Here is an 11,247-nt window from a genome sequence, read left to right as displayed (position 1 = left end):
TAAATTTCCTGTTTTAAAATATAAAAGCGTGAAGCCCCAATTCATAAATAAATTGAAGCTTCACAGATGAAAAACAAGGTAAGTTTTTATACTGCAGGTCCTGCTGCATCTTTTATTTCGTGTGTCAATCTTTTACGTTCTCTTATTCTTCTTCTGGCAATTACAGATTTACCGCTCAGCACTCTTATAAATCTTACATATTTAAAGCGTTCTCTCCCGAAATGATGTGTGAGAATATAGATCAACACCCCTATTCCGGCAAAAGTAATATAACCGAATATCTTCTTATTAGCTATAAGAATAGCATTAAATTGTGTTATTTTAAGATTCGAAGCCATATTCTGAGGAGTAAAGATCATCCCGTCCATATAAACCGCAAGATCACCAATTGCTATAATTTGGAATCGATATTGAACCCATGCATATAATGTTGAGAAAAAACCTACGGCCAAAAAAGTTCTCCAAACCAATACCAATCCAATAGCAGCCAACATATCATCCATTTCCAGTTTATCTAGTGTGTAATACCATACAACTATAAATAATGAGCACATTCCATAGCCTTTCAAGAACATGGGCAGATACCATCTTTCATAATTAAACTCCAAAACCATAGAGAAATACATGATAATTGAATATCCTAACATGGCGGCAAATCCTGAAAAAACAAACATTTTTAAAGGCTTATCTTTTTTAAACCAAATAATCGCAACGATACCGGCAACTATAATCCCAGGTATCATCAGCAAGCTTAATTTAGCATTGGTAAGCTGATCGTATCCTAAAACCCCTACAGAAAATGTATTTTGTATGGAGGCTGTACCTAAATACATTCCCACCCAAAGTAACATAAACAATCCATGCTGAACATTGCTCTTCCCAAATATTTTAAATGAAATATAAGGTCTTTTCAAAGTCAGCTGACGGATTATCATACAGGCAAAACTCACGAATGCTGCTATACTCATATTGACAATCTTAGGAGAATTCAGCCAATCCTGTTGCTTTCCAAACGAAAAGACATACGCAGAAAAGGTAAATGTTGAAATAAACAAAAGAATACTTAGCCAATCAATATAGTACAAAGGTACTTTCAGAGCAAAATATTTATCATGCATAAAAACCCAAGAGACCAAAGCCATGACAAAACAGCCTATAGATGCCAAAATAAAGAAATGTTGCCAATTATATAGTATGGAAATCTCCACCGCATAATAGTTGGAAACCTGTGTCAGGACGAGTACAAAAGTGTAAAATGCTCCATAGAACACCCCTCTGTTCCCCATGATCATCATCAATGGAAGAAAAAGCTCGATAGTAACCATCATTTTACAAAAGCCTATAATTAATGCAGTCACTACAAAGATAGTCGGCTGTAGCGTGGTAGCATTAATATAACTCATCATTCCTAAAAGAACTAGCAGTACGGTAATTTTATCCCTTACTTTAAATCTCAGCTTCATTCTTAGAACTAAAGGCATGGATGCCCCCATCCCAATCGTAGTGGCATAATTGGCCAACAAAAAGTATTCTGAAAGTGCACCTGTCCTCCCTACCATGAAGCTAATATTTCCGGTATACACTCCTCCCAAAGGCATTACTACCGTAAGAAGCAATACTATTAATAAAAGCTGGACAGGTTTGGGTACCCAGTCATTATATAATCCTTTATTATACATTCAGTTGTCCGATATCTTATTTATTAATACTGATATTCATATTCATTCCGGCACTCAGCTTATCAATATTTTCTTTTTTATTGGCTTTTGTGAATTCGATTCTCACCGGAATTCTTTGCTGTACTTTAATAAAGTTCCCTGTTGAATTATCAGTCGGTACACTTGAATATCTTGAACCCGTAGCGGCAGAAATAGCAGTTACCACCCCTTCAAACTTTTGTCCTCCCAGTGCATCGGCTGTCATTTCCATTTTTTGTCCGATCTTAATATAAGGCATCTGACTTTCCAGAAAGTTAGCTGTTACCCATTTCTGTCCGTTCAGTACAATGGTTGCCACTTGCTGACCCGGCTGAATAAGCTGGCCTTCGGATATGGTTCTTCTTCCCATTACCCCATTATAGGGAGCTGTAATTATAGTGTAGGAAAGATTAATTTTCGCCATATCCAACGCTGATTTCGTTCTTTTGATCTCCGCTTCATTAATCTCTAATTTGCTTCTCACTTCAGTTGTAGACAAGTTTGCGGACTGCTTTTGATTAACCAATGTTTCATACGCTGCTTTCTGGGCATCATATTCTGTTTTCACCTGATCATACTGCTGTCTTGTAACCGCTTCAGAAGCTAATAAGTTTTTATATCTATTTAAGTTTTGCTCTGCATTCCATAATCTGGCTTTTGCTCCTGCAATATTGGATTCCATTACATTCACATTATTAGACACTGTATTAATGGATGAACCTGTTGCCATCTTCTGCGCTATGGCATTTTGGTAGGCAGCTTCTGCCTGCCCCAGCTGAGTAAGAAGTTCACGGTCATCTAAAATCACCAGAGTATCTCCTTTTTTCACATGCTGATGCTCAATAAACTTAATTTCTTTAATATAGGCAGCAACCCTTGTATTAATCGGGTTGATAAATTCTTCAACCTGTGCCGCTTCTGTATAGTTTTTATCCCCAATATGAAAATATTCCCGGATCAGCCAGAACAGCCCAAACCCAAGAAGTATAAAAACAACAATATTGGATATGATCGCCCTGATTTTATTTTTCTTTCTTTCTTTTCTTTTTACAGTAGCACTATTACTTGGTTTTGCAGTTGATGATGCCGTATTTTGAGTGGTATTTTCCTTGTTTTCCATTGTCTTGTTTTCCATTTTTAAATTAAAGGGTTCCGGTAGATTTTAAAAGATTGTAATACTGATACAATACATTGATTTCGGCATTTACATAGTCTAACTCGGACTGTAACTTCTGGTTCTGTGCATCAATCATTTCCGCCTGAACTGCCAATTGATTTAAGTATTTGGCTTCCGTAATCTTATAGTTTTCTTCTGCCAGTAATTTAGCATCATTTAAAATCTCAGCCTGTTGAATAGATTCCTGATATTTTACATAAGCAGCATTCACTCCCATATCAATATTCTGCTGAACTAAAGTCAGGGCATCATTGGCTTGAGACTTCTGTATTTCTCCTAATTTCACACGTTCCTTCGTCTTATATAAATTATCAATATTATAGCTTAAAGAAACGCCTGCCTGCCAGCCTCCCGAATACATGTCGACAACAGGATTCCTGGTGGTAATAGGTCTTTGCAGAGTATATCCTCCAAAGCCGGAAAGTGTCGGCATTTTATCCGTTTTTATAATTTCAATATTTTTTTCTGCAACATCAATGTTCGTTTGCGCGGATTTCATCTGTGGATTACTGCTATGTGCCAAATCCATATAATAGTCCAGCCCTATTCCCTGTTCTTTATTCGTTAAATTCTCTACGGGAATAATCTCAGTTTCAGATGGAAGTCCTAAAGCAATATTCAGATTATAATTCAGAATTTTTCTATTATTCACTAGCGTAAGAATGCCCTGGTCTAAATTTTTAATAGCCAGTTCACCTCTGATTACCTCATTTCGGGTAACCATCCCCTGTTGATAAAATTTTTGAATATTTTTAAGTCGCTCTCCAGCCAGTTTCTTATTATTCTGAAAAACCACCTCCTGATTTAAAATCTTATATATATCCAGATAATTGGATATCACCAAAAAACGAACATCTTGTTTATTCTTTTCAAGATCCAATTCTGATAACTGCTCCCGAAGCCCTGCCAGTTCAATAGATTTATTAACCAAGCCTCCTTTAAAAATCAGCTGAGTAGCCTGCACAGCATAAGAGCTTCCATAATGAGGCATCGGAACATTCATCGAGTTCGAAAAATCTTTTTCAATAGCTACTGCATCGCCTAAATAGTATTGACTAGTAGAAGCAGTCAGTATAGGTAGTTTTTGTAGTTTAGTGACCTCAGTCTGTTGTTTGGCTATATCAATATTCTGAGCTGTAACCTTGAGCTGCTGATGATTCTGTAATGCCAGATCTGCAACTTCACCGGCTGTCATTCGCTTTATTTCCTGTGAAAAAAACAGCACGGGAAAAAGACCCGTCCATATTGACAGTGCTGTTTTTATATGTTTTATCATTTTACCTTGTTTTTACGAAGGCAAAGTTATTACGATAATACGTTTAAACAAATGTTTGATCTTTAGAAAAAGATGTTCAGATGTAATAATTTAACTTTCAAACTGATATCGATATTGTCTTGGACTCACTTCTAAATGCTTTTTAAAAAAGTGAGAAAACGAATATTGATCACTGAATCCAAGAATTGTAGAAATCTCATAAACAGGCTTTTTTGTAGAGTTTAAAAGAACTTTCGCTTCGTTAATAATGATTAAAGCTATGATCTGACTTGCCGATTTACCTGTGATTGTTTTTACTACAGAGGAAAGATGTCTGGTTGTAATCGATTGTCTTTCGGCATAAAATTCAACGGTCTTTTCGGTATGATGATATTCTCCCAAATCATTCAAAAATAGAAAAACAATTTCTTCTTGACGGGACATATGACTCATGGAATTGCTATCTTCTTTTGAAATAATTCCAGCCATCTGATAGGCAAAAACAGAGAACAAATGTTTTACAATTTCTTTTTTATACATCATCTCGGTAGAAGAATCAAGAATATATTTTAAAAAATTGACACTTTTCCAAACCACTTCCATTTCATCCTGCTGAAAAGAAACTCCCCTGTTCATCTGCTGTCGGAAGTAACGATATGCAATCAACCGGTTAAACTTCAATGATAAAGCAGAAATAAATTCACGCTTATAAGATACCATCCTGGACTGAAAGTCATCACTTACGGAAACCATTTCATAAACCGTCTGCGGATCCGTAACCATAAACATATTAGCAGAAAGCTCAAGATCACTGAAATGCTGCCGGAGTTTTATACTTCCTGACCTTACGAAAATAAAGGCTGGGTTATCCGGACGAAAGGGTTTTTCGACAGAGATTCTTTCAAAAATGTTATGCTGAGTAAATATTTCAACTCCGAACTCTTCAAGAACTGACATCTTACAAATTTAATTATTCTCTTTCGCGATTACAAAATTTTATTAAATTAGGAGATTCGAAATTATATTACCATGAGAAAAATCGATTTATTCTTTGCTGAATATGGTGAAAGCCACAGAAACGTTACCAACAAATCCATTCACTGGATATGTGTTCCTCTGATTTTCTGGACTATTTTAGGATTTATATCATTAATTCCTTCTCCCCATTTTTGTGCTTCCTACTTCGGATGTATAAGTATTGTAAGTATTATTGCGATAGCTGTTGTTACTTTATTTTATCTTAGGTTATCATTACTGGTAAGTATTATTATGCTTTTCATTATGCTTATTATGGAGTCTTTAGCCTATGCTGTTAATATCCGTTTTGAAAAAAATGCATGGTTGGTATACCTTGCAGTATTTATTATTACATGGATTTTTCAGTTTATAGGACATAAAATCGAAGGGAAGAAACCTTCTTTTCTAAAGGATTTGCAGTTTCTCCTTATAGGTCCTATCTGGCTTTTAGGTTTTATCTTAAAAAAATTAGGGGTCAGATATTAATCTTCCAAAGCATATACGGCGAAACTGGCCAACCAATGATCTCCTCCGTAATTGCCCTGAAACAGTAATGGCAATCCATTATTTAAGAATATATTAGCTGTTTCCGAAAATTTATTTTTCAATGGATGATTATCCGGAAGGGAATTGGCTATTCCTTTCATACACCATGCTTTAGAAAAAGAGAGTCCCACCAAATGTACGGTCTGATAATCGCTTAAATCACTCACGACAGGGATTTTCTCTATATTTTCCAAGCTTCTTTTCTCATAGAAATTATCAATCCATTTTACAAATTCTTTTTGAGTCAGAACTCTACGCATTAAATCCGCAATTTCCAAACTTGGAGAAAAGAAATCTGAACCATCAGGCTCTAAATAAGCGGGCGTTTTTTGATCATTCAAATAGAAATATTTTGATTTCTCAATCAATAGGTTTTCGAAATCTTTGTCCTTATTTGCTCTTGCCCAGTCTAAAGCGAAAGATAATGCAAAAGCCGTATTAGGATGCACTCCGGTTCTGTTAGGATAAGTCTGTTTAGGTAAATAGGATTTCCAGGACTTGAGTATCTGATCTGTTAATGGTTTCAAATTCTGATGCCATATTTTCGCTCTTGGATCGTCCCATGTCGTGAGTTCTTCATCAAGCTTAAGAATCCAGGCCCATCCATAAGTTCTTTCAAAAGTTCCTGTTAACTGATATTTAGTAAAATAATCAGCTTCAGACTCAAGGTTTTCCTTTTGGAAAGACTGAGATAAAATCTGCTCTATTTTATTAGCGTTGACTAATTCCGGTTTTGTCTTCAAAAGTCTCACTAACATCCAGTGCCCATGTACTGAACTATGCCAATCAAAACAGCCATAAAAAACGGGATGTAAATCTTTTGGAGATAAAGCAACCTCTTTCTCATTATTAATAATATGGGCAGTTTTATTAGGATACTCCTGATTAATACAATGTAAGGGTTTTTCAGAGAGTTTAATAGCCATTTCATCTGTAAGCTTAGGAGCTTTCTGAGCGTATATTAAAAAAGGAGATGCTGCCAGTACCAGGAAATATTTTTTCATTTAATAAAAATAGAAAAAATTAAGTTTATGGCAACTTTATTAAAATATTTAACTATTTCAAAATATACAATCGAGCTGAGATTAATTTTGATTAAGTAATTTGGAGAAAACACAAATCATTGAATGAAAATGAAATTTCATACTTAGTGCGAAAATATATATTCAATGTATATAATGAATTAGGGCTAGGTTTAGTTGAATCTGTCTATCAGAAGATATTGGTTTATGAACTTAAAGAAAACAGCCTGGATGTGAAATCTGAATTGCATTTTCCTATTATTTATGATAATAAAGAGTTTAGTCTTAATTTTAGAATTGACATTCTAGTTGAAGATAAAGTTATTTTGGAACTTAAGAATCTGCATTATCTGTTAAATCTGTCAGATAAATCAAACCTTATTTACCTAATACAAACACCGCTGGAATTTTATGCAGCTCCGGTTTAGAGTTTTTCCAATTGGCAATGGTCTTGGTTTGGATAAATTCATGTTGGGGATCATTGATATTGGCTGCAATACATAATTTAGTATTGGGCGATAAAAATTTACATAAATCTTCCAATAGTTGATTATTACGGTAAGGAGTTTCCATGAATATCTGAGAATAACCTGTCTTTTGAACCAGGCTTTCAAGGTGGAGCATCTGCTTTTTCTTTTCACTTTTATCAATTGGAAGATATCCATGAAAAGTAAATTCCTGACCATTGAAACCACTGGATATTAACGCCAGAATAATAGATGATGGCCCCGATATAGGAATGACTCTAATATTTTTTTCATGACACCATTTTACAATCAGATTCCCAGGATCAGCAATACAGGGAAGTCCGGCCTCCGAAAGAAGTCCAAAATCCTGTCCCTTCATCATTAAGTTCTGAGCTTCTTTTATATCTGCATTTTCTGTGTATTTATCTAAAAGAAACAGCTTCAGATCTGCCTGTTTTTTTTCCGGAGCAAAAAACTTTATTACTTTTCTGGCTGTTTTTTCATTTTCTACAAAAAAATAATCCGTCTGTAAAATATACTCTTTTATAACAGGAGCAAAATGAGTGATGGACGTATTTTCTGAAAGAAAAGCTGGTAATAAGAATAACATAAATAGGCTATGGTTAGATGTTATGAATTATAAAATTTCTTAATAAAAGATTTATTTTAATTGTTCTGCGATTATTTCACACCCCTTATCTAAAAGCTGAAAAACCTCTTCAAAATCTTTCATGTCTCCCCAATAAGGATCAGGAACTTCTACATTCTTGAGTTCTCCTGCTGCCGTTAAAAATAAAGAAACTTTCTGTCTTTGTTCTTCGTTCTTTGTCTTGGAAATCACATCTTCATATATATCAATATCCATACAGTATATTTTGTCAAATTCCTCTATATCCGATTGAGTAATAGGTCTGGACCTTTGCTTTGATATATCAATTCCATGATTAGCAGCCGTTTTTACAGCTCTTTTATCAGGATGCTCTCCTTCATGCTGAGAAATTGTTCCAGCAGAATCCACTAAAAAATGATCAGCCACTTTTGTTTTCATAATTCCTTCAGCTAAAGGGCTTCTGCAAATATTTCCCAAACACACCATTAATATTTTCATAATTCCCATATTTAAGACAAAACTAAATAAAAAATGAAGAATATCTCTATCCTCCATCTTTTAATATTTTTATTATCCAATTTAATGTTTGATTCTTTCGGTGAGTTCCTTTACATACTTTTTCACCTCTTTGTCAATTTTAGAAACATCTTTTATAGTCTCACAGGCGTACATTACAGTAGAATGGTCTTTTCCCCCCATTTCTTCCCCTATTTTAGTAAAGGTAGCATTAGTGAACTCTTTTGCAAAATACATCGCTAATTGCCTTGGTAAAGCAATTTCTCTTTTTCTTGTTTTTGACAAAAGCTGCTCTCTTTTAATTCCGAAATAATCACATACAATTTCCTGAATATAAGGAATATTGATAATTTTTTTCTGATTAGCTGCTATTTTATTAATAGTTTCTTTTAATAAGTCGAGGCTTAGATCTGATTTATAGATAGTAGAGTAAGCAATCACAGAATTAATTACCCCAATAAGCTCTCTTACATTGGTTTTGGCTTCAGAAGCTAAGAAGTCCAGCATATCTTCTGTAAGAACAATACCATCCCGACTTAATTTATCAATAATAATCTTCCTTCTGGTATCATAATCAGGTGATTTTATTTCAGCAGAAAGCCCCCATTTAAAACGGGATACAATTCTGTCCTGAATATCCATAATATCCGCCGGGGCTTTATCAGAAGTAAGGATAATCTGCTTTCCGTTCTGATGAAGATAATCGAAAATATGGAAGAAACTGTCCTGGGTAGCAGATTTACCCGAAAGGAACTGAATATCATCAATGATTAAAACATCCACCATCTGATAAAAGTTTGCAAACTCAGTTTGCTTATGAGCTTTCGCAGCAGAAATAAACTGCTGGATAAATTTTTCAGAAGATAAATAAAGAACTACTTTATCAGGAAACTGATTTTTCACTTCCAGTCCCACCGCCTGTCCTAAGTGAGTTTTCCCCACTCCATATCCACCGTATAAAAATAAAGGGTTAAAAGCTGTTGCTCCCGGTCTTTTTGCAATAGATTTAGCCACGGTAGCAGCAAATTTATTACTTTCTCCTTCTACATAATTATCAAAAGAAAAATCAGACTTCAGATTGGAATCTATATTTACTTTTTTAATACCCGGAACGACAAATGGATTAACGATATTGGATGAAAAACCTTGTGGCATTGTTTCCTGAATTTTAGGAGTAGGAACACTTTTACCCTTCATGTTCAAAGTGACTGGCTTTTCCATTCCAGCAGGCTTATTTTCCATTACGGAATACCACAGCTTCACTCCTTTGCCAATATTTTTTTTCAGGGCGGCAGAAAGAAGAGACAGGTAATTATCCTCAATATACTCTTTATAAAAATCGCTTGGTACCATCAAGGTAAGATTATTGTCAACCAAAGAAATTGGCTGTACCTTATCAAATAACAAATCGAACGACTTTTCGAGTTTTTTTAAATCAGAGTTGTCTTCAGCTGCATTGAGATTATCTCTCATAAACTGAAGGCACTTCTGCCATATCATCATTAAATTTTCATCCATTATAGCCCTGATTAATTCTACGGTTAGTACTCACTTTTGGGAGGAAGACAAAGGTCCTATTTTTTATTTTCAAAAAAAAATTTTGGAGGTATTGATTATTTAAAAATATATTTGTATGTATAATTAGCGACTTAAAATGATACACACAACACACTCAGTTAGAGTACGTTACGGAGAAACAGATCCTATGAAATATGTATATTATGGTAACTATGCAGAGTATTTTGAACTTGGCAGGGTTGAGCTTTTTCGTTCGTTAGGAATGTCCTATAATGAGATTGAAAACCAAGGGATTTGGCTCCCTGTATCAGAGTATAAAATTAAATATTTGAGACCTGCTTTATATGATCAAAATCTTGAAATTCATACTTACCTGAAAAAATTGCCCGGAGTAAGAATTGAATTTGAATATGAAATTTACAATGAAGAGCATATCAAAATTACAGAAGCTTCCACTACTCTATTTTTTTTAAGTTCTGAAACTAATAAAATTGTTAAATGTCCGGATTTTCTCATGAAACTTATTGAAGAAAACTGGAAAACTGAATAAAAAATTATGAAGATTGCATTTTTAGGTCCACAGGCCAGCTTTACTCAGCTTGCAGCCGCCCAACTTTTTCCTAGCGAAGAACTCCTTCCTAAAGCTAACATACTGGATTGTTTCAGTGCTGTTGAAAACGGGGAGGCTGAAAAAGCTGTTGTTCCCCTTGAAAACTCTATTGAAGGTACCGTTTCTATGACATTGGATTATCTGTATAAAACCCCGTCTATCAGCATTCAGGGAGAAGCAGTAATGCCCATAGCCCATCATCTGATGATTCATCCAAAGAATGAAATTGAAGAAGTTGAAAAAATATATTCTCACCCTCAGGCTTTAGCTCAAAGCTTTCATTTTCTGGACAGCCTTTACGGATACATTCCAAAACAGGATTTTTCTTCTACTGCTGCAGCTGCTAAATTCGTTTCTGAAAATCCTGATCGCAAAATCGCCGCAGTAGCTAATCAGTTTGCCGCCCATCTTTATGGTTTAAAAATCATCAATCGGAACATCCACGATTTTGAACAGAATCATACCCGATTCATTATTATTTCTAAAAAATATTCTGTATATGAAAATAATACATTAGAAGTTCAGGGAGAAAAATCAGGACTGCTGATCACGCTTCCTGAAGATCATGCCGGAGGACTTCATCAGGTTCTATCTGTATTTGCATGGAGAAAAATGAACCTGAGCAAGATTGAATCCCGCACATTGAAAACAGGCCTAGGAAATTATTTCTTTTTCATTAATGTAGTTGGAAAATGGGAACCGGTTCTTTATGAAAATGCATTGGAAGAACTGAAATCCATCCAAACAGAAGTTAAATTTTTGGGAAATTATAAAGAATTTTTACTACAAAGTTAATTTTAACACATTATTAT

At 34.7% G+C, this 11,247-nt stretch carries 12 protein-coding genes; 4 read left to right on the top strand and 8 right to left on the bottom strand.

Translation table 11 applies throughout. From position 1 onward, the window contains the following. Positions 1-86: 86 nt before the first annotated feature. The 4 genes from Q0A18_RS00080 to Q0A18_RS00065 all read right to left on the bottom strand — a co-directional run bounded on the left by Q0A18_RS00080 (position 87) and on the right by Q0A18_RS00065 (position 5,086). Positions 87-1,679, bottom strand: coding sequence for an MFS transporter (locus Q0A18_RS00080; RefSeq protein ID WP_292008123.1), 1,593 nt, complete (start codon positions 1,677-1,679; stop codon positions 87-89). Positions 1,680-1,695: 16 nt separating this feature from the next. Next, the gene (locus Q0A18_RS00075; protein ID WP_292008122.1) at positions 1,696-2,832 is read right to left on the bottom strand and encodes an HlyD family secretion protein; all 1,137 of its coding nucleotides are present in this window, start codon (positions 2,830-2,832) and stop codon (positions 1,696-1,698) included. A 7-nt stretch (positions 2,833-2,839) separates the two neighbouring features. Beyond that, on the bottom strand, positions 2,840-4,150 hold the full coding sequence (locus Q0A18_RS00070; protein WP_292008121.1) for a TolC family protein: 1,311 nt from the start codon (positions 4,148-4,150) through the stop codon (positions 2,840-2,842). 90 nt (positions 4,151-4,240) lie between these two features. Further along, on the bottom strand, positions 4,241-5,086 hold the full coding sequence (locus tag Q0A18_RS00065; protein WP_292008120.1) for a helix-turn-helix domain-containing protein: 846 nt from the start codon (positions 5,084-5,086) through the stop codon (positions 4,241-4,243). 72 nt (positions 5,087-5,158) lie between these two features. Here Q0A18_RS00065 and Q0A18_RS00060 point away from each other — a divergent pair, with 72 nt between their 5' ends. Next, positions 5,159-5,632, top strand: coding sequence for an Mpo1-like protein (locus Q0A18_RS00060; protein ID WP_292008119.1), 474 nt, complete (start codon positions 5,159-5,161; stop codon positions 5,630-5,632). Here the strand turns inward: Q0A18_RS00060 and Q0A18_RS00055 are convergent. Further along, positions 5,629-6,696, bottom strand: coding sequence for a DUF2891 domain-containing protein (locus tag Q0A18_RS00055; RefSeq protein WP_292008118.1), 1,068 nt, complete (start codon positions 6,694-6,696; stop codon positions 5,629-5,631). The genes Q0A18_RS00060 and Q0A18_RS00055 overlap by 4 nt on opposite strands. A gap of 146 nt (positions 6,697-6,842) precedes the next feature. Here Q0A18_RS00055 and Q0A18_RS00050 point away from each other — a divergent pair, with 146 nt between their 5' ends. Continuing rightward, a complete protein-coding gene (locus Q0A18_RS00050) occupies positions 6,843-7,142 on the top strand; it encodes a GxxExxY protein (RefSeq protein WP_292008117.1) in 300 nt (99 codons plus the stop codon). Here the strand turns inward: Q0A18_RS00050 and Q0A18_RS00045 are convergent. The 3 genes from Q0A18_RS00045 to dnaA all read right to left on the bottom strand — a co-directional run bounded on the left by Q0A18_RS00045 (position 7,093) and on the right by dnaA (position 9,825). Next, on the bottom strand, positions 7,093-7,791 hold the full coding sequence (locus Q0A18_RS00045) for an SAM-dependent methyltransferase (RefSeq protein WP_292008116.1): 699 nt from the start codon (positions 7,789-7,791) through the stop codon (positions 7,093-7,095). The genes Q0A18_RS00050 and Q0A18_RS00045 overlap by 50 nt on opposite strands. Before the next feature lie 51 nt (positions 7,792-7,842). After that, complete coding sequence (locus Q0A18_RS00040) at positions 7,843-8,289, bottom strand: low molecular weight protein-tyrosine-phosphatase (RefSeq protein WP_292008124.1); 447 nt, start codon at positions 8,287-8,289, stop codon at positions 7,843-7,845. A gap of 81 nt (positions 8,290-8,370) precedes the next feature. Continuing rightward, positions 8,371-9,825: a chromosomal replication initiator protein DnaA gene (gene dnaA / locus Q0A18_RS00035; RefSeq protein ID WP_292008115.1), complete on the bottom strand. Its 1,455-nt coding sequence runs from the start codon at positions 9,823-9,825 to the stop codon at positions 8,371-8,373. A 136-nt stretch (positions 9,826-9,961) separates the two neighbouring features. Here dnaA and Q0A18_RS00030 point away from each other — a divergent pair, with 136 nt between their 5' ends. Both Q0A18_RS00030 and pheA read left to right on the top strand, forming a co-directional pair. Beyond that, on the top strand, positions 9,962-10,375 hold the full coding sequence (locus tag Q0A18_RS00030) for a thioesterase family protein (protein WP_292008114.1): 414 nt from the start codon (positions 9,962-9,964) through the stop codon (positions 10,373-10,375). A gap of 6 nt (positions 10,376-10,381) precedes the next feature. After that, positions 10,382-11,230 carry a prephenate dehydratase gene (gene pheA, locus Q0A18_RS00025; RefSeq protein WP_292008113.1) on the top strand — a complete coding sequence of 283 codons (849 nt, stop codon included), beginning with the start codon at positions 10,382-10,384 and terminating at the stop codon, positions 11,228-11,230. Positions 11,231-11,247 lie beyond the last annotated feature (17 nt).

It is taken from the genome of Chryseobacterium sp., from assembly GCF_022712095.1.
Lineage (GTDB): Bacteria > Bacteroidota > Bacteroidia > Flavobacteriales > Weeksellaceae > Chryseobacterium.
The sequence above is the reverse complement of the archived record's forward strand: the minus strand, read 5'-3'. Positions and strand labels throughout refer to the sequence as shown.

What these genes read in the sequence shown, in the direction of transcription:
- Q0A18_RS00070 (WP_292008121.1), bottom strand. Translation starts at nt 4,150, where the DNA reads ATGATAAAACATATAAAAACAGCACTGTCAATATGGACGGGTCTTTTT.
- Q0A18_RS00060 (WP_292008119.1), top strand. Translation starts at nt 5,159, where the DNA reads ATGAGAAAAATCGATTTATTCTTTGCTGAATATGGTGAAAGCCACAGA.
- Q0A18_RS00065 (WP_292008120.1), bottom strand. Translation starts at nt 5,086, where the DNA reads ATGTCAGTTCTTGAAGAGTTCGGAGTTGAAATATTTACTCAGCATAAC.
- Q0A18_RS00045 (WP_292008116.1), bottom strand. Translation starts at nt 7,791, where the DNA reads ATGTTATTCTTATTACCAGCTTTTCTTTCAGAAAATACGTCCATCACT.
- Q0A18_RS00030 (WP_292008114.1), top strand. Translation starts at nt 9,962, where the DNA reads ATGATACACACAACACACTCAGTTAGAGTACGTTACGGAGAAACAGAT.
- Q0A18_RS00040 (WP_292008124.1), bottom strand. Translation starts at nt 8,289, where the DNA reads ATGAAAATATTAATGGTGTGTTTGGGAAATATTTGCAGAAGCCCTTTA.
- Q0A18_RS00080 (WP_292008123.1), bottom strand. Translation starts at nt 1,679, where the DNA reads ATGTATAATAAAGGATTATATAATGACTGGGTACCCAAACCTGTCCAG.
- Q0A18_RS00075 (WP_292008122.1), bottom strand. Translation starts at nt 2,832, where the DNA reads ATGGAAAACAAGACAATGGAAAACAAGGAAAATACCACTCAAAATACG.
- Q0A18_RS00055 (WP_292008118.1), bottom strand. Translation starts at nt 6,696, where the DNA reads ATGAAAAAATATTTCCTGGTACTGGCAGCATCTCCTTTTTTAATATAC.
- pheA (WP_292008113.1), top strand. Translation starts at nt 10,382, where the DNA reads ATGAAGATTGCATTTTTAGGTCCACAGGCCAGCTTTACTCAGCTTGCA.
- dnaA (WP_292008115.1), bottom strand. Translation starts at nt 9,825, where the DNA reads ATGGATGAAAATTTAATGATGATATGGCAGAAGTGCCTTCAGTTTATG.